General features: G+C 63.1%; 13 protein-coding genes. 9 read left to right on the top strand and 4 right to left on the bottom strand.

The window, feature by feature from the left end; translation table 11 throughout:
* Together J5J06_06755 and J5J06_06750 are read right to left on the bottom strand one after the other, a co-directional pair.
* A partial coding sequence (locus J5J06_06755; GenBank protein MCO6436769.1) for a CBS domain-containing protein occupies positions 1–157 on the bottom strand: 157 nt, incomplete at its 3' end.
* A 152-nt stretch (positions 158–309) separates the two neighbouring features.
* Complete coding sequence (locus J5J06_06750) at positions 310–726, bottom strand: hypothetical protein (GenBank protein ID MCO6436768.1); 417 nt, start codon at positions 724–726, stop codon at positions 310–312.
* Positions 727–1,025: 299 nt separating this feature from the next.
* On the opposite strand from J5J06_06750, the gene J5J06_06745 reads away from it, so the two are divergent.
* The 9 genes from J5J06_06745 to J5J06_06705 all read left to right on the top strand — a co-directional run bounded on the left by J5J06_06745 (position 1,026) and on the right by J5J06_06705 (position 15,633).
* Positions 1,026–2,249 carry a hypothetical protein gene (locus J5J06_06745; protein ID MCO6436767.1) on the top strand — a complete coding sequence of 408 codons (1,224 nt, stop codon included), beginning with the start codon at positions 1,026–1,028 and terminating at the stop codon, positions 2,247–2,249.
* The gene (locus J5J06_06740) at positions 2,246–3,607 is read left to right on the top strand and encodes a sigma-54-dependent Fis family transcriptional regulator (GenBank protein ID MCO6436766.1); all 1,362 of its coding nucleotides are present in this window, start codon (positions 2,246–2,248) and stop codon (positions 3,605–3,607) included. The genes J5J06_06745 and J5J06_06740 overlap by 4 nt, the downstream gene beginning before the upstream one ends.
* Positions 3,608–3,918: 311 nt before the next feature.
* Positions 3,919–7,521, top strand: a complete 3,603-nt coding sequence (gene nifJ, locus J5J06_06735; protein ID MCO6436765.1) for a pyruvate:ferredoxin (flavodoxin) oxidoreductase — start codon at positions 3,919–3,921, stop codon at positions 7,519–7,521.
* Positions 7,522–7,610: 89 nt separating this feature from the next.
* Positions 7,611–8,600 (top strand): dihydroorotate dehydrogenase-like protein, encoded by a 990-nt coding sequence (locus tag J5J06_06730; protein MCO6436764.1) that lies wholly within the window; start codon positions 7,611–7,613, stop codon positions 8,598–8,600.
* 72 nt (positions 8,601–8,672) lie between these two features.
* Complete coding sequence (locus J5J06_06725) at positions 8,673–9,389, top strand: cytidylate kinase-like family protein (GenBank protein MCO6436763.1); 717 nt, start codon at positions 8,673–8,675, stop codon at positions 9,387–9,389.
* A gap of 179 nt (positions 9,390–9,568) precedes the next feature.
* Positions 9,569–11,905, top strand: a complete 2,337-nt coding sequence (locus tag J5J06_06720; protein ID MCO6436762.1) for a 2-oxoacid:acceptor oxidoreductase family protein — start codon at positions 9,569–9,571, stop codon at positions 11,903–11,905.
* Positions 11,906–11,923: 18 nt separating this feature from the next.
* Positions 11,924–13,096, top strand: coding sequence for a pyruvate ferredoxin oxidoreductase (gene porA, locus J5J06_06715; protein ID MCO6436761.1), 1,173 nt, complete (start codon positions 11,924–11,926; stop codon positions 13,094–13,096).
* A complete protein-coding gene (locus tag J5J06_06710) occupies positions 13,093–14,010 on the top strand; it encodes a pyruvate synthase subunit beta (protein MCO6436760.1) in 918 nt (305 codons plus the stop codon). The genes porA and J5J06_06710 overlap by 4 nt, the downstream gene beginning before the upstream one ends.
* A 267-nt stretch (positions 14,011–14,277) precedes the next feature.
* A complete protein-coding gene (locus tag J5J06_06705) occupies positions 14,278–15,633 on the top strand; it encodes an OFA family MFS transporter (GenBank protein MCO6436759.1) in 1,356 nt (451 codons plus the stop codon).
* A gap of 45 nt (positions 15,634–15,678) precedes the next feature.
* Here the strand turns inward: J5J06_06705 and J5J06_06700 are convergent, their stop codons facing one another.
* Complete coding sequence (locus tag J5J06_06700) at positions 15,679–17,388, bottom strand: AMP-binding protein (GenBank protein MCO6436758.1); 1,710 nt, start codon at positions 17,386–17,388, stop codon at positions 15,679–15,681.
* A gap of 171 nt (positions 17,389–17,559) precedes the next feature.
* On the bottom strand, positions 17,560–18,084 hold the full coding sequence (locus J5J06_06695) for a cytochrome c (GenBank protein ID MCO6436757.1): 525 nt from the start codon (positions 18,082–18,084) through the stop codon (positions 17,560–17,562).
* Positions 18,085–18,211 lie beyond the last annotated feature (127 nt).

The raw sequence follows: 18,211 nt of genomic DNA, 5'->3' as shown, positions 1-18,211 counted from the left end.
CACGATGCTCCTCGAGCATGCCCACCAGCCGACCGCTCTCGTCCAGGACGGGCAGTTGATGAATGCGATGACGATCGAGCAAGGCGATGGCCCGGCCCAGACTCTCGTTACTGCGTACGGTAATGGGGGCCGGAGTCATGTAATCCGCGACGAACATCGCTTCGTGGAACTCCGCAGCGTCAAGGCCCGCTCCCGGCGATCGAATGCCCGTCGGCGGTTTATCGGGCCGGCCCAGAGCATAGCCGAGTATCCCGCACTGGCAACCCGGGCAAGGCGTTCTCGCCGGGCAAGCGGCGCGGTATACGAGTTCTATCGGGGGTTGCGTGCGGCGCGGACGCGTTCGGGAACACCAAGGGAGTCGGCCAGCGCGGAGAGCTTGAAGGGCTTCTCGAGGCGGCGCGTGATGTTGGGCAGTCGCGGCCCCTCGTCGTCCACGGTATCGGTGACGATTCGAACGGTCTTGATGCCAGGATTGCACCGGCGGGCATGCTGTTCGACATCATCGGCGGCATGTTCCGGAAGGTCGTCGGCCACGACGAGGGCGTCCACGATTGCCGTATCGAGGAGGGTGTGGGCCGTGACGGCACAGTCCGCTTCAAGAATGTCGAAGCAGTCATTGAGGTACTGCTGGACGGACCAGCGGGTGAGACGGTCCGGCTCGACGATGAGCAGCGTCTGGCGATGAGGGACCCCGTCCCCCGTGCGGCGCTCGGTCGGTTGTATCATGGCCCTGACCCCTGCGAAGCGGTACTTCGTGAGCCATTCAAGCACTTCGCGTGCCACGCGGCGGCGTTTCCTCGCTACAATTGTCCCGGGGCCGGTTCGAAGCAATCTCGAATTTCGGTTCGGCGCCCGGCAGTGGTCGTGATCTGTCGACCGGAAAGTCCGATCACTGGAGACGCATTTTGTTCAGCTGGGTCAAATGCCCCCGGCGATGGGGGATTCGCCGCAGCGACGGCGGGGTGGCGGCTTCGCCATGGGCGATGTAATCTGCGTTCTTGCAGTGAAGATTCGTGGATAAAGTGATGACGGACGAGCGTCTGAACCAGCTCTGCAGACTTATCAGGTTTGATCGATCGGATGCTTCAAGGCTGCAGGAGCTGAGCCCGGTGATGGCGTCGGCCATTCCCGCCGTCGTTGACCGCTTCTACGAGCACGTCCTCTCCAATCCTGAGGCCAGGGCCGTATTCACGCGCGGTTCGGCACAAATCGCGCGCCTGCGGGATTCCCTCACGGAATGGCTGAAAGAGCTTTTCACAGGCTCTTATGACGTCGAGCACTTCCGGCGTCAGACCCTCGTCGGGAAGGTTCATGTGCATGTGGCCCTACCGCAGCATTTGATGATTACGGCGATGGAGGTGATCCGGCAGGCGTTCGAGAATGCGACAGCCGACCTACGGCCGGACGAGCGACAGAAGGACATGCACAGCTTGAACAAGCTGTTAACGCTGGAGCTGTGCGTGATGCTGGAGAGCTACCGCGATACCTACGCGACTCGGATCAGGGAGGATGAGCATCTGCTTGTCGAGGAGCGACTGACGCGGGCGGAACACCTGGCGGAAATCGGGCAGATGGCGGCCTCGCTTGCCCACGAGATCAAGAATCCGCTGGCGGGTATCAGCGGGGCCATCGAAATTATTCAGGAGGGGATGGACGCGGACAATCCGCACCGGGAGATCATCGGAGAGATTCTGGAGCAGATCGCCCGGCTGGATGCCGCCGTGAAGGACCTGCTGCTCTACGCCCGCCCGAGCCAGCCCAAATCCAAGCCGTGCGAACTCGACGTCCTGCTGCGGCGGCTGTTGTCGGTGCTCCGATCCGAGCCGGCGCTGCAGGGCGTGCGGGTGGACGACTCCGGCGTTGCCGGCGGCACCATGCTCATGGCCGACGAAGGTCAGTTGGAGCAGTTGCTCATCAACCTGGTGATCAACGCCGCCCATGCGAGCTCCGGTCACGGAGTCATACGTATCAAGGCGGCGGCCGGGGACGATCACGTGCGCATGATCGTATCCGACGAGGGAAAGGGCATGGACGTGGATACGTGCCGACGGGCCTTCGAGCCGTTTTTCACGACCAAGGCGAAGGGAACGGGGCTCGGGTTGTCCATCTGCCGGCGCATCGTTGAAGGGCACGAGGGACGCATTACGATAGAGAGCGCGGTCGGAAAGGGGACTACCGTAACGGTCGTTCTCCCGCGGAATCTACCTGACGGAGCCGGGGCCGTGCTCTCGGCGCGAAAGACAACATGACTGTTCGCGTACTGATTGTCGAGGACGAGAAGCTCATCCGCTGGTCGCTCCGGCAGAAGCTGGAAGCGCGTGACTATGCCGTTGTGGATGTCGAAGATGGAGGTTCGGCGATCGCCGAGCTGGAGAAGGGGCCGTTTGACCTGATCCTGGTGGACTACAAGCTTCCGGACATGACCGGGCTGGACGTGCTCCGCAAGGTCCGGGAAACGGACCGGGACGTGGTGGTGATCATGATGACGGCGTTTTCGAGTATTGAGAGCGCCGTGGATGCCATGAAGCTCGGCGCGTACGACTACGTGACCAAGCCCTTTGATATGGAGCATCTGCTCCGCACGGTGGAAAAAGCCCTGGAGACGACCAAGCTGCGCCGGGAGGTGCGCGAGCTGCGCCGTCACCTGGAGCACGATTTCGGGTACCACCGCATCATCGGGCACCACGCCTGCATGCTGGAGTTGTTCGATATCATCGACCGCGTTGCCCGCAGCGGGGCGTCCACCGTGTTTCTGCGCGGCGAATCGGGTACGGGTAAGGACCTCATCGCGCGGGTGATCCATTACAATTCCGATCGGGCGCCCAAGCCGTTCATGAACATCACGTGCACGGCGCTTTCGGAGCCGCTGCTGGAGAGCGAGCTTTTCGGACACGAGAAGGGGGCATTCACGGATGCCCGTCAGACAAAGAAGGGCCTGTTCGAACTGTCCGACGGGGGCACCATTTTTCTCGACGAAGTGGGTGATATGCCTCCGGGGCTTCAGGCGAAGCTGCTGCGTTTTCTCGAGGACCGGACATTCCGTCGCGTGGGGGGGACGACCGAAATCTCCGTGGACGTGCGGGTGATCGCCGCCACGAATCGGGACATCGATCGAGCCATCGCGGAGGGCCACTTCCGCAGCGACCTGATGTTCCGCCTGAACGTGATTTCCATCCGGCTTCCTCCGCTCCGCGAGCGCGGCGAGGACGTGAAGCTGCTGACGCAGCATTTCGTGACCGAATTTGCGCAGGAGTTCAAGAAGCCCATCACGCGGGTTCACGATGCGGCGTATCGCAAGCTCATGGAGTACTCCTGGCCGGGCAACGTCCGCGAGATCCGCAACGTAATCGAGCGCGCCGTGCTGCTCTGCCGGGGCGACACGATCGGTCCGAATGATCTGGTGCTGGGCAGCGGGGAGGAACCGCTTCACGGTTCAGACGGGCTGTTCATGCTGCCGGCCGATGGAATCGACCTGCGTGAACTGGAAAACAGCCTCATCAAGCAGGCGCTGGCGCGGACATCCAACAACCAGACCAAGGCCGCCCGGCTGCTCAACCTCAGTCGGGATGCATTCCGCTATCGTCTGGAGAAGCTCGGTCTCCTGTGAGATTCGCCGGGGTGTGGTAGAAAGCCGCACTTTGCGCGGATCCGGCCGCTTCCGAATTCCATCCCATTAATCCGCCCGGAAGACCTCGTCTTGAGGAATGCGGGAACGGGATTTCCATCAATCTCCCTTATTCGCGGGTGAACTGGAATGGTTCTTGCCGCTGGTTTCTTTCGGCCTCACCGGAGACGGAGGCTGCGCATCGCTTCCGGCCGGCGGGCCGACCGGATGTCCCACGTTCGAAACAGGAATCTCAGGTAACCGAGGGCGCTGCGTCTTCGATACGCCGCCCGCACGGAAGAGGAAATACCAACATGCCACGTCCCATCATCACACTCGACGGCAACGAGGCGGCGGCCTCGGTAGCCCATCGACTCAGCGAAGTCATCGCCATCTATCCCATCACGCCGAGCTCGCCCATGGGGGAATGGGCCGACGAATGGAGCGCCATGGCCCGGCCGAACATCTGGGGCACGATCCCCAGCGTGACGGAGATGCAGAGCGAAGGCGGCGCGGCCGGGGCGGTCCACGGCGCGCTCCAAACGGGTTCGCTATGCACCACGTTTACGGCCTCGCAGGGCCTGCTGCTGATGATTCCCAACATGTTCAAGATCGCGGGCGAGCTCACGCCGGCGGTCTTCCATGTTTCGGCGCGGACGGTGGCCACGCATGCCTTGTCGATTTTCGGCGATCACAGTGACGTAATGGCGGCGCGCTCGACGGGATTTGCCATGCTGGCTTCGGGCGGCGTGCAGGAAGTCATGGATATCGCCGCTATCGCCCACGCGGCGACACTGAAGTCCCGTATTCCCTTCGTGCACTTCTTCGACGGATTCCGCACTTCCCACGAGGTGTTGAAAATCGAGGTGCTCGAGGACGACGATCTGCGGAAGATGATGGACGAGGAACTTCTGGCCGCCCATCGCTTGCGGGCGATGAATCCCGATCGGCCCGTGCTTCGCGGCACGGCACAGAATCCGGACGTGTTCTTCCAGGCGCGGGAAGCCGTGAATCCGCATTATCTGTATTGCCCGAAGCTCGTGCAGGAAGCCATGGATCGCTTCGGCAAGGTGGTGGGGAGGCATTATCACCTGTTTGACTACATCGGCGCGCCGGACGCGGAGCGCGTCGTGGTCATGATGGGTTCGGGCGCGGAGACGGCGCACGAAACGGTCGAGTACTTGACGGCGCGGGGTGAGAAGGTGGGACTCATCAAGGTGCGGTTGTACCGGCCTTTCTCCGGTCCCGATCTGATTGCGGCGCTTCCCACGTCGGCAAAGCGTATCGCCGTGCTGGATCGGACCAAGGAGCCGGGCGCCGCAGGCGAGCCGTTGTATCAGGACGTGATCACGGCACTCTCCGAGCATCACACCGAGGGCGGAAATCACTTCGCCGCGCCGCCGCGCGTGATCGGCGGGCGGTACGGGCTGTCGTCCAAGGAATTCACGCCGGCGATGTGCAAGGCGGTGTTCGACGAGCTGGGCCGGGAGAAGCCTAAGAACCACTTCACCGTGGGTATCGAAGACGACGTGACACAGACATCGCTTCCCGTCGATCTGAGCTTCATTACCGAAGATGACGATGCGGTCGGGGCGATGTTCTTCGGCCTGGGGGCGGACGGCACCGTCGGCGCCAACAAGAACTCCATCAAGATCATCGGCGAAGAAACGGAGAATCACGCCCAGGGGTACTTCGTCTACGACTCGAAGAAAGCCGGCTCGACGACGGTTTCGCACCTTCGCTTCGGCAAGAAGCCCATTCGCTCGACGTACCTGCTCCAGCGGCCGTCGTTCGTGGCCTGCCATCAGCAGAACCTCATCGAGAAGTTCGAGATGCTGGCCTCGGCCAAGCCCGGCGGGACGTTCCTGCTCAACACGCAGACGCCGAAGGACGACGTCTGGGACACGCTGCCGCGCGAGGTCCAGGAACAGCTCATCGCCAAGAAGATGAAGCTCTTTGTGATCGACGCGTATGCGGTTGCGGGCGAGACGGGCATGGGTCAGCGGATCAACACGATCATGCAGACCTGCTTCTTCGCCATCTCCGGCGTGCTGCCCCGCGACGAAGCCATCGCCAAGATCAAGGAAACCATCAAGAAAACCTACAGCCGAAAGGGCGAGGCGGTTGTCCGGAAGAACTACGAGGCGGTCGATCGCACGCTGGCCAATCTGCATGAGGTGAAGGTGCCGGACAAGGTGACGAGCCAGCGGCGGCGGCCGGGAGCGGTACCGTCGGAGGCGCCGGCGTTCGTTCAGGACGTGCTCGGGCGGATCATCGCCGGCGAGGGAGACCTGCTGCCGGTGAGCAAGCTGCCCATCGACGGTACGTTCCCCACGGACACGACGCGCTGGGAGAAGCGCAACATCGCCCTCGAGATCCCCATCTGGGATCCGGACACGTGCATCCAGTGCAACAAGTGTGCGCTGGTCTGCCCGCACGCGGCAATTCGCGCCAACGTGTACGAGGAAGCGCTGCTGAGCGGCGCCCCCGGCGCGTTCAAGTCCACGGCGGCGCGCGGCCCGGAATTTAAGGGGCTCCGCTACACGATCCAGGTTGCCCCGGAGGATTGCACCGGCTGCGGCCTGTGTGTCGAGGCGTGCCCCGCCAAGAACAAGAAGGAAGTCCGCCTGCGGGCCATCAACATGACCGACAAGCGCGAGGTGCTTGATGCCGAGCGGGAGAACTACAGCTTCTTCCTCGACCTGCCGGAGTACGATCGCACGAAACTCAAGACGAGAATGGTCAAGGATTCGCAGTTCCTGCTGCCACTGTTCGAGTATTCCGGTGCATGCGTGGGATGCGGTGAAACGCCCTACGTCAAGCTGCTGAGCCAATTGTTCGGCGACCGGGCGATCATCGGGAACGCGACGGGTTGCTCGTCGATCTACGGCGGCAACCTTCCGACCACGCCGTGGGCGAAGAACCGCGACGGACGCGGGCCCACGTGGTCCAACTCGCTGTTCGAGGACAATGCCGAATTCGGCTTGGGATTCCGTCTGTCGCTGGACAAGCAGCGGGAATATGCCTGCGAGTTGCTCCGCAAGCTGTCGGGGAAGATCGGGCAGACCTTGGCGGAGGAATTGATTCACGCCGATCAGGTGGACGAGGCCGGTATTGCGGCGCAGCGCGGGCGGGTCGCGGAACTCAGGAAGAAACTCGAAGGGTCAAAGGACGCCGACGCACAGCGTCTGCTGGGTCTGGTTGACGTTCTCAGCCGCCGGAGCGTGTGGATTCTCGGCGGGGACGGCTGGGCTTACGACATCGGCTACGGCGGGCTTGATCACGTTCTGGCTTCCGGGCGTGACGTGAACGTTCTCGTGCTGGATACGGAGGTCTATTCCAACACCGGCGGGCAGATGTCCAAGGCCACGCCGTTGGGGGCGATTGCCAAGTTCGCTTCGGGCGGCAAGGCGGCCAACAAGAAGGACCTCGGCATGCTGGCGATGGCCTACGGAAACGTGTACGTCGCCCAGGTGGCGATGGGGTCGAACGATAATCACACGGTCCGGGCGTTCGTCGAGGCGGAGAGTTACCCGGGTCCGTCGCTGATCATCGCGTATTCACACTGCATCGCCCACGGCATCAACATGCGCCACGGGCTCAAGCAGCAGAAGGCGGCGGTGGATTGCGGGCACTGGCCGCTGTATCGCTTCGATCCGCGCCGCAAGGAAGAAGGGCTGAATCCGCTCCAATTGGATTCGCGGGCGCCGAGCATTCCGCTGAAGGAGTACGTCAAGGCCGAGAACCGGTTCCGCCTGCTGCTCCAGACCGATCCTGACCGGGCGAATGAACTGCTGGCTGCGGCGGAACGGGCGGCGCGCGAGCGCTACGTGGAATACCAACGCCGGGCGGCACCGTACGCTCCCGCGGCGGGATCAGACAAACCTGCTCCGCAGGCCGAGCCGGCGGCAACGTGATCCGGGGAAACAAACCCCTGGAATAGCGACTGAACGAGGCATGACCTGCCGCGAAGGTAACGCGGAAGTACCAGGAAGGTGACACGCTCATGGATATGACGACGAACTATTTGGGGTTGCAACTGAAGAACCCGCTGGTGGCCAGTGCCTCGCCCATGTCGCGCGACCTGGGAACGGTGCGGAAGCTCGAGGACGCCGGAATTGCCGCGGTCGTGGTCTATTCGCTCTTCCAGGAGCAGATCGAGCACGAGCGCGACTGGCACACGCACTTCGAGGAATTCGGGGTGGAAAGCTACGCCGAGGCGACGACCTATCTGCCGAAGATTCCGCGGTTTCCGCGCGGCCCGGAACAATACTGCGATCACGTTCGAACTATCAAGGAGGCGGTGTCCATTCCGGTGATCGCCAGTCTCAACGGTAGCAGCATCGGTGGATGGACCGAATACGCGCAGAAGCTTGCCCAGGCCGGGGCGGACGCGCTGGAACTCAACCTCTATTACGTCGCGACCGATCCGCACGAGAGCGCCGGCGATGTCGAGCAACGGTACCTGGATGTGCTTAGTGCCGTGCGCAGCGCGGTTTCGATTCCCGTGGCGCTGAAGATCGGTCCGTATTTCACGTCGCTGGCGAACTTTGCCAAGCGCCTGGACGAAAATGGCGTGGACGGGCTGGTGCTCTTCAATCGGTTCTACCAGCCGGACATCGATCTGGAATCGCTCGAGATTGTGCCCGATCTGGTGCTGAGCTCGCCGCATGAGATGCGTCTGCCATTGCGGTGGATCGCGGTCCTCGATGCGGTGATCGACGCCAGCCTGGCGGCGACGACCGGCGTCTATACGTCCACCGACGCCCTCAAGCTGCTCATGGCCGGTGCTGACGTGACCATGCTCTGCGCGGCCTTGCTTCGACAGGGTCCGCGCGTGGTGACGGACATGCTCCGGGGGATGGAGTCGTGGATGGAAGAGCACGAGTACACGGGCGTTGGCCAATTGCAAGGGAGTATGAACCAGCGGGCATGTGAGGATCCGTCGGCGTTCGAGCGGGCCAATTACATGCATGCCCTTCAGAGTTACGCGTGATCCGGGTCGCCACGGTGCGCGTCATGTTGCGTTGGGCCGTTCCATTTCGGATCTAATCGAAGGAGGTGGCCGATGCCGCGCGAACGCGCTGCCGATCGGGCCGGTCTGTCCAAGCTCGTCGAGAAGCAGATGCGCAACTGGGAGTTGGCTCGCTCGCAGCGGCTGGCCATGCCGGAGACGACGCGTGACAGTGTCGAGGACTTCATCTGCATCTCCCGCCAGGTGGGCGCGGCCGGTCACGAAGTTGCCGGGCTGCTGGCTTCGCGGCTGAACTGGCCGCTTTTCGACAAGGAACTCCTCGATACGATGGCCGGGGATGACGCCATTCGCCGGCAGGTGTACGAGTCGATGGACGAACGGGACGTGCACTGGTTCGAGGAAATGCTGCGTTCGCTCTTGCAGAGCGAATTCGCCCGCAACGACTATTTCCGCAGGCTTAGCGAAACCGTGCTGAGCATCGCTCGCCAGGGATCGGCCATTTTCCTCGGCCGGGGCGTGGACCGTATTCTGCCGCAGGATCGGGGGCTCCGCGTGCGGCTGGTGGCGCCGCGGGAGTACCGCATCCAACGAATCGCGGGCTTGTGGCGCCTCCCTCCCGAACAGGCGGCGGTGGAAATCGATCGAGTCGAAGCGGACCGCGCCGAGTTTCTCAAGCGATACTTCCGCGCTGAAGTTGACGATCCTTCGCGCCACGATCTGGTCGTCAGCCTGGCGCGTTTCACGCCGGTTCAGGCGGTCGAGCTGATCCTCGGCGCCCGGCAGGTCGTGCAACGAAGCGTCGGAAGCTGATCTGCCCGCGCTCCGGCATGGATTTTCGGCGAGTCCCCCTACCCTTCCGCAAAGCGGCTCTTCCCGGGAGCGTCCGTTTCCCGTGCCGGAATCGGACATGGTTGGGTGCGAATCGGCCGGGGAGTGGAACGGGACTTGCAGGTTGACCCCCACGGGGCGACGCTGTCCCGGCGGGGCGCGTGCCGTGGCTGCGGGCCAACGGACGCCGATCCGCCGCGGCGATCCTGCGCAGCGGGCCGAGCCCTCGTGATGTCGCTCCAGCGCGACAGTTCAAGCTGAAACGCACGATCCAGGGAGACGCCATGATCGAGATGACCATCTACGGGCGAGGGGGTCAGGGCGGCGTCACGTTAGCCAAGCTGATCGCCACGGCTTTTTTCCTGCGCGGCAAGGATGTTCAGGCTTTTGGCGTTTACGCCGCAGAGCGATCCGGTGCTCCTCTCCAGGCTTTCGTGCGCATCGACGACAAGGAAATCACGAATCACAACCAGGTCCGCGAGCCCGACCACATTATTGTCCTCGATCGTACGCTCATCGCCCCGCGCGTATTGACGGGGCTCAAGCCGGATGGCTGGGTCATTCTCAACGCGCCGGAAACTCCCGAGTCTTTCAAAGAGTTCTTTTCCGGTCGGCATGTCGCCACGGTGGATGCCACGGCCATCGCCGTGGAAAACGGCCTGGGCACGCGTACCGTCCCTATCGTCAACACCACGCTGTTGGGCGCCGTGGCACCGTTGCTGGGTCTGACACTGGAGGATGTGGAAGCGGCATTGGCCGAGGTGCACTTTGGCGGCCCCAACGTGACTTCCGCGCGTCAGGCCTTTGAGGCCGTACGCAAGAAGAAGCTGTCGGGGAAAATCGTACAGGGTCCGAAGACGGCCGCGCCCGATCACATTGCCGGATTGCTGGACGAGGACCTCGGCGCGGTTCCGGCGATACACACCGGTCAGTGGGCAACGCGCCAGCCTCATCGGCGGACGCTGACCCCGCCGTGCAATCACGGCTGTCCGGCGGGCAACGATGTGCGCGGATTCGTCGAGGCCGTGGGGCGGGAGGATCCCACCGCGGCGCTGGCCATCCTGCTGGAGACGTCGCCGCTGCCCGGCGTGTGCGGGCGTGTTTGTCCGGCTCCGTGCACGCAGGCGTGCAACCGCAATGAATGGGACGAGTCGGTCAATATCCGCGACATCGAGCGCTACGCTTCGGATCACGGTCGCTGGCCGGAGCCGGTGGCACCTTCGCGTGACGAGCGCATTGCCGTGGTGGGCTCGGGTCCGGCGGGCCTTAGCGCGACATATCACCTGGCGAAGCTGGGCTATCCGGTGACACTCTTCGAGGCGGGAAATGAACTGGGCGGTGTACTTCGCACGGGTATTCCTGAGTATCGCCTGCCGCGCGATGTCTTGAGCCGGGAGATCAGCCACATCACCCGACACGGCGTTACGGTGAAGACCGGCAAGCGCATCCGGCGCGACGACCTGCTGCGACTATCTCACGAATTCGCGGCAATTTTTCTCGGCACGGGGTTGCAGGACTCGCGGGGGCTGAATCTCAGCGGAACCGTCGAGGGTGCTGTCGAACAAGGCATCGATTTTCTGGATCGCATTCGGCTCGGGCGGGAACGGCTCAATGATGAGCATGTCATCGTGGTCGGTGGCGGAAACACGGCGATCGATGCGGCGCGTTCGGCACGGCGCGTGGGCGCCAAAAGCGTGCAGATCGTCTATCGCCGTACGCGTTCCGAGATGCCCGCGATCCACGAGGAGATCGAGGAGGCGATCGAGGAGGGCATTGAGCTGCTCGAACTGGTCAATCCGCTGCGCCTGCATCGCGACGGCGGCACGATTCTGACCTGCCAGCGCATGCGGCTGGGCGAACCCGATGAATCCGGGCGGCCGCGACCCGTTCCCGAGACGACCGAGGACGCCATCTTCGATCTGCGTTGCGACCGGGTGATCCTCGCCTTGGGGCAGTCGGCCGATATTTCCATACTTCCGGAAGGTTCGGAAGTCCGCGAACAAGGAAAGCTGTTGGGTCTCAGCGGCGCGCCGATCTTCGCCGGTGGAGACTTCGCGACGAACGAAGGCACCGTTACGGCGGCGATCGGCAGCGGGCACAAGGCCGCGCTGCACATCCATCGCACGCTCAGCGGCGAGGACCTCTTCCCGCCGGAGACGGAACCGATGGCGTCGCCGGCCGACATCACCATGCACATCTTCGGGCACAAGCCGCGCGAGCGCGTGACCATCCTGCCTATGGAGGAGCGGCGCTCGACGTTCCACGAGGTTCGTCTGGGGCTGATCGATTCGCCGGACCATCGGACGGCGACGGCCGAGGCGCAGCGATGTTTCAGTTGCGGGGTGTGCAATTACTGCGACCGCTGCTCGAGCTACTGCCCCGAGGGCGTGCTGGTGCGCGACGGCGACGGGTACCGGTTCGATTACGGTTATTGCAAGGGCTGCGGCATCTGCGCGACCCAGTGTCCGCGCGGCGTGGTGTACATGTCCGAACTCTAGAGCGACGGGAGGACGATCGTGGGCAGGCAGCTCGTAACGGGAAATCACGCCGCGGGATTTACCCTCGCGGTGGCGGGCGAGGCAAATCGCAACGCCCGGGGGTGCGCGGCCGGCGCATATCCGATCACGCCGCAAACGGAAATTATCGAGTATTTGCGGGGCCGCAACTTCACCAAGGGGCGGATTGTTCCGGTCGAGTCGGAACACAGCGCGATGGCCGTGTGCATCGGGGCTTCGCTGGGCGGCGCGCGGGCGTTTACGGCGAGTTCGTCCAACGGTCTTGCGTACATGACGGAGAACGTGTTCGCGGCGGGATATTACCGCTTGCCCATCGTCATGATCGCGGTGAATCGAACACTGGGCCCGCCGTGGAACATCTGGGTCGATCAGGGAGACAGTCTTGCCTTGCGCGATGCGGCTTGGCTTCAGTTCTACACGGAATCGCACCAGGACCTGGTGGATACGATCCTGCTCGCGTTCCGCGTGGCCGAGGACGAGCGGATTCTTCTCCCGGCGATGGTGGCGATGGACGGATTCGTCACGTCGCACACGCAGATGGTCGTTGATCTGCCGGAGCAGGAGATGGTGGATCGCTACCTGCCGCCGTGTCGCGTGCCGCACAGGCTGCGCTCGGAGCATCCCAATACCGTGGGCGGGCTCACCTGGCCGACGGAAACCGAGCGGCACCGCATCGAGATCCAGCAGGCGATGGAGCGCGTGCCGGAAGTCCTCAAGGAGGCGATTGACGAGTTTGAGAAGGTCTTCGGGCGTTGGCCGCACGGAATGCTCTCGGCTGAACACACCGAGGACGCGGAGACGGTGCTGATCGCGTGCAATACGATGGCCCGTACCCTGCGGAATGTCATCTCGGAGCGCCGAGCCAAGGGCGAGAAGATCGGGATGATCAAGGCCAAAATGTTCCGGCCGTTCCCGCGCGAGGCATATCGCGAGGCGTTGCGCTCGGCGAAGCGCGTGGGTGTGCTGGATCGCAACCACTCACCGGGTTCAGGCGGTATCTTCTGGCAGGAAATCGAAACGGCGCTGCGCGACCGGAAGGACGTAATGGTTCAAGATTACCTCGTCGGGCTGGGTGGCGGCGACGTAACCCCCGACATTCTGCACGGTATCGCCGACGACCTGGTTTCGCGGAAGAAAGCGGAAGAGCCCATCTGGAAAGAGGTGGCGGCATGACTGAATCGGCTACGCTACCGGAAGGCACTCATTGCGATCACGTTCTCCGTCCGGGGAACACCAACTGCGCCGGCTGCGGGATGTCCGTCGGGCTCCAGTGGATGGACCAGGCGCTGCGCGAGGCGAACCCGATGCTCGTGATTCCCGCGTGCTGCGGGATTGTTACGGCCGGGGCGTTTCCGACCACGGCGTACGGTGTTCCCGTGGCGGCTTCGACATTTGCCAGTGCCGCGGCGGTGGCGACGGGCTTGGCCGCCGTTGCCGATCTGAATCAGGATCCAAACGTCGTGGCCTGCTGGACGGGTGACGGCGGCACGTACGACATCGGCATTGCGACGCTCTCGGCTGCGGCGGAACGGAACGAGAACATCATCTACTTCTGCTACGACAATGAGATTTACGGTAACACCGGAGGTCAGCGGAGCAGCGCAACGCCGGAGGGTGTTTCAACGTCTACGACACCGCGCGGCAAGACGGAAATCAAGAAGGACATGATGTCCATCATGGCCGCGCATCGCATTCCCTATGCGGCAACGCTGTCGCTGGCCCACCGCGAGGATTTCATGCGCAAGCTGGCCTACGCGCGTACCGTGAAGGGGTTCCGCTTCCTGCTGATTCTTTCCCCGTGCCCGACGGGCTGGAAGAGTGAGCCGGAGGAAAGCATCGATCTGATTTCGTACGCGGTGCGCAGCGGGCTGTTCCCGCTGTACGAGGTGTTTGACGGCATGCGTTACCGCGTCAATGCGGCGCCCGACGGCACGCCGGTCGAAGAGTACACGTCGCGGCAGCGGCGCTACACACGGGCGGAAATCGACCCCGATGTGCTTCGCAAGCGCATCGACGCGCACTGGAACTACTTGCACGGGCTGGCGAAATTGTTCCCGGCCGGGGGGGAAGAGGGAAAGCCCCGCTAGGCGCGACCAGCGAGGCATGACACCCGCGCAGGCAGGGGGCGCACCCCTCAAGAGCAGTGGCACGCGGCCTTCTATGAGCGCGTTCACGGGGGCGTGGATGTGGCCCATGTTCTCTTCGCGCGCACCAGAATCAGCCACGAAAGCACATTTCAGTTGAATCGCGTGCCGTTGGCATGCCGATTGCACACAAGTAATCAAAGTCCTTAACGGTTCATTTTCCCAGGGGGTACCCCCTGCGCATCGCACGCCCATCAGGAGGTCGGTCGGATGGAATCCGAGAAAGTCATGAATCGCTGGATCGTCGTCGTGGGCGCCATCTTGATTCAGCTCTGCCTGGGGGCCATCTACGCGTGGAGCGTGTTTACCAAGAAGATCACACTTGGACTGGATAACGGCGGTGAGTATGGTTTCAGTAACGGGCAAGCTGCCTGGGTATTCTCGGCGGGCTTGGCGACGTTTGCACTGGTGATGCTGTTTGCCGGTCGCTGGCAGGCAAGGGTCGGGCCGCGCCCGGTGGCGGCGGTCGGCGGCATTGTTCTCGGAATCGGCTACATCCTTGGGGGACTTCTTGGCAAGACGTTCTTGATGCAGTTCATCTGCGTTGGGATCATCGGCGGCGCCGGGATCGGGCTGGCGTACGTGGTTCCCATTGCCGTCGGCGTGAAGTGGTTTCCGGACAAGAAGGGCATGATCACTGGTTTGGCCGTGGCAGGCTTCGGCTTCGGGGCGACGATTTGGATCAAGTTGGCGGACAGTTGGTTTGGAGGGCTGCTGAACAACTTGGACCACAAATTCCTCGATCTGCCCGGCGTTCAAGCGGTGTTCGTAGTATACGGCGTTGCATTCCTCGTGTTGGTTTTGCTGGGCAGTATCGTGATGGTCAACCCGCCCGACGGGTGGAAGCCGGCCGGTTGGAATCCGGTGACGACGGGCAGTCGGGCGACGATTACGCGGGATCTCAGCACAATGGAAATGGTGGGCATGCCGCAGTACTGGGGCCTGTTGCTCATGTTTACCGGCTCCGCGCTGGCGGGACTGATGGTGATCTACTGCATCAGGCTGTTTGGGATCGACAGTCTGCAGGCCAGCGGTGCAGCCGCAACTGCGGCGCAGGCGGGGAAGGCCGCAGGCACGGCCATGGCGCTTTACGCGATTCTCAACGGACTGGGCCGGATCATCTGGGGGAGTGTCTCGGACCTGATGGGACGCCGGGCGGCGCTCTTCCTGATGTGCCTGCTGCAGGGCGTGATGATGCTGGTGTTCTTCTACGTGGGTGGAACGACGTGGGGGCTAACCATCGGGGCGTGCGTGATCGGATTCAATTTCGGCGGGAACTTCGCACTCTTCCCCGCGGCTACGGCTGACCACTTTGGGAATAAGACCGTGGGCCTGAATTACCCCTGGGTATTTCTGGCGTACGGCATAGCTGGAATCGCCGGGCCGCAGATCGCGGGCTATTTCAAGGACACCGCCGGGCAGGCCGGCGTGGACGCCTGGAGGACGCCGTTCATGATTGCAGGGATTGCCTGCCTGGTGGCGGCTGCACTGGCGCTGATTCTGCGTGCGCCGCGAGAGAAAGTCGCAGTAGAGCGTACGCCGGTTGGCCAGCCGCGGATTGCGTAGTACGACTCCTGCGTAATTGGATCGCGCGCGAGGACAGATGCCGAGTTAGGCTGTTTCGATCCCGGCGGCCTTCTCCAGCCCGTACTTGTGAATGGCCAGCTCGCGGATCTTGAACTTCTGCACTTTGCCCGTCACGGTCATGGGGAATTCTTCCACGACCATCCAGTAGCGGGGGATCTTGTAATGGGCGATCCTGCCCTTGCAGAGGGCACGGAACTCCTCGTCGGTCGGCAATTCCTGTCCGCTGTCGAGACGGAGCCTGACGCAGGCCAATAGTTCCTCGCCGAACTTCTCGTCAGGCACGCCGACGACGTGAGCGTCGCTGATGATCGGGAGTGTGTGCAGAAACTCCTCGATCTCGCGGGGGTAGAGGTTCTCGCCCCCGCGGATGACCATGTCCTTGATGCGCCCGGTGATCTTGACGTAACCCTCGTCGTTCATCGTGCCCAAGTCGCCCGAATGGAGCCAGCCTTGGCGATCGATCGTCTCGTCCGTGGCTTTGGGGTTGTTGTCGTACCCGGCCATGACGTTGTAGCCCCGGAAGCAGATTTCGCCCTGTCGCCCGCGTTGCGCGGTGGCGCCAGTCATCGGATCGACGATCTTGAGCTCCTGATGGGGCATGACCCGGCCGACCGTGCTGACACGCCGTTCGATGGGGTCGTCTGGGCGGGTGAGCGTGGTGACGGGCGAAGCTTCGGTCTGACCGTAGGCGATGAGGACCTCGCGCATGTGCATCCTGTCGACGACACGGCGCATAAGCTCGATGGGGCAGGGGGCCCCGGCCATGATGCCCGTCCGCAGGCAGGTCAGATCAAACGAGCTGAATTCCGGATGATCGAGTTCGGCGATGAACATCGTTGGGACGCCGTGAAGCACCGTACAGCGTTCCTGGTGGACGGCGTGGAGCACGGCCGCGGCGTCGAAGGAAGGCGAGGGGATGACGATGGCTGCGCCGTGCGTCACGGCACCGAGGTTGGCGATGACCATGCCGAAGCAGTGGTAGAAGGGCACCGGAACGCAGACGCGATCCTCCGGGGAGAGCCGCATGATCTCCCCGATGAAAAACCCGTTGTTGAGAATATTGCTGTGGGTAAGCAGAACACCCTTGGGAAAGCCGGTTGTGCCGGAAGTGTACTGGATATTGACCACGTCATCGACGTCGAGATCTTTCTCGCGGATGCGAAGGGTCTCGTCGGGAAGGACATCGCCGAGTTCCGCAAACGCGCGGCGGGTAAACATGCCAGGGTGTTCGTCGCGCCCGATGAAGACCACGGTCTTGAGGTGGGGAAATCGCCACGAGTCGATCATTCCCGCATCCGCGGACGCCGCCTCGGGGCAGACTTCGTAGAACATCTGCAGGTAGTTCGAGGTCTTGAAGGATTCGACGAGCAGCAGAATCTTGGAGCGGGATTCGCGGAGGACGTACTCGAGCTCGTGGGTCCGGTAAGCCGGGTTGATGTTGACCAGTACGGCGCCGATGCGGGCGGTGGCGAACTGGGCGACGACCCATTCGTAGTTGTTGATCGACCAGATGGCCACACGGTCGCCGCGCTGAATGCCCAGCTTGAGGAAGGCCTTGGCGGCGCGATCCACGATTTCGTCGAAACGCCGGTAGCTGAAACGCTGCTCCTGAGGGAGTGACACCAGGGCGTCATTATCCGGAAATGCGTCGGCAATGCGATGCAGGCACTGGCCGATCGTTTCGCCGAGGAGCGGCGTTTCCGACCCGCAATGGGCATAACTGAGCTTGGGCATGATGGTTCCCCCTTGCGCCCTGCGCTGAAATCGCCAGCCGTTCCGCGCGACGCGAACCTGACATCGACGGAAGACGATCTTGCACACCGCGTGCCAGCGCGCGCATCACATGTACGCGCGTACGCTTGCCGGGGTAACACGATCAACCCTGATCATGGCGGTGACGTGGGACTACTGTTCCTTGAGGGCTCCGGCGACCTCGGTGAATCGCTGGTGGCATGCGTTGCAGCTGTCGCCGATGCGGTGCAGGGCGAGGCGCATGTCATCGCCGTCCTGACGTTCGGCGGCGTCGGCGAGAAGTAGCGCCTCCTGGCGAAGCGCTTCCGACTGGGCGTTGAAAGCTCGGCGGTCAGGGTCGCTGAGTTTGGCGTCGGCCACGAGTGCGGGGAGTTGCTGGGCGGTTTCGGCGAGGCGCCGGGCGAGTTCGGCGGCCTTGTCGTAGGCCTCGTCGGCGCGTTGTCCGCCCGCGGCGCGCGAGCCCTCGAGCTCCTGAGGCCAGAATCGCGTGGCGGAAGTCTGCAACTCCGTCATTGTCGTGTGCAGGCGGTCGCCGATGGCGGCGTGCGTAATGCGGTTACCCGGGCCCTCCGGAACCTCGGGAAAAGCTGCCGACTTCTTGGTCCCGCCGGTCTGGCAGGCACTTATCGCGACCACGAGCCCGAATCCTATCGCCAACAGCATCGCTGACTTGTTCATGATGACGCTCCTGCCGTGCGTGAGCACTCCGGCCCGCGCACCTCGCCTTGGGGCGGAGCAAGCGGTACCGGCGAGACTCCGATCATACCACCGTTGCTCCCGGCAAGAATGATACCGCGCCTGCCGT

The sequence above is a fragment of the Phycisphaerae bacterium genome (genome assembly GCA_024102815.1).
Taxonomy (GTDB): domain Bacteria; phylum Planctomycetota; class Phycisphaerae; order UBA1845; family UBA1845; genus JAGFJJ01.
This window is presented reverse-complemented; position numbering and strand designations above follow the sequence as displayed.

Coding starts and splice junctions, on each gene's coding strand:
- J5J06_06750 (MCO6436768.1), bottom strand. CDS start 726: ATGATACAACCGACCGAGCGCCGCACGGGGGACGGGGTCCCTCATCGC.
- J5J06_06745 (MCO6436767.1), top strand. CDS start 1,026: ATGACGGACGAGCGTCTGAACCAGCTCTGCAGACTTATCAGGTTTGAT.
- J5J06_06740 (MCO6436766.1), top strand. CDS start 2,246: ATGACTGTTCGCGTACTGATTGTCGAGGACGAGAAGCTCATCCGCTGG.
- nifJ (MCO6436765.1), top strand. CDS start 3,919: ATGCCACGTCCCATCATCACACTCGACGGCAACGAGGCGGCGGCCTCG.
- J5J06_06730 (MCO6436764.1), top strand. CDS start 7,611: ATGGATATGACGACGAACTATTTGGGGTTGCAACTGAAGAACCCGCTG.
- J5J06_06725 (MCO6436763.1), top strand. CDS start 8,673: ATGCCGCGCGAACGCGCTGCCGATCGGGCCGGTCTGTCCAAGCTCGTC.
- J5J06_06710 (MCO6436760.1), top strand. CDS start 13,093: ATGACTGAATCGGCTACGCTACCGGAAGGCACTCATTGCGATCACGTT.
- J5J06_06705 (MCO6436759.1), top strand. CDS start 14,278: ATGGAATCCGAGAAAGTCATGAATCGCTGGATCGTCGTCGTGGGCGCC.
- J5J06_06700 (MCO6436758.1), bottom strand. CDS start 17,388: ATGCCCAAGCTCAGTTATGCCCATTGCGGGTCGGAAACGCCGCTCCTC.
- J5J06_06695 (MCO6436757.1), bottom strand. CDS start 18,084: ATGAACAAGTCAGCGATGCTGTTGGCGATAGGATTCGGGCTCGTGGTC.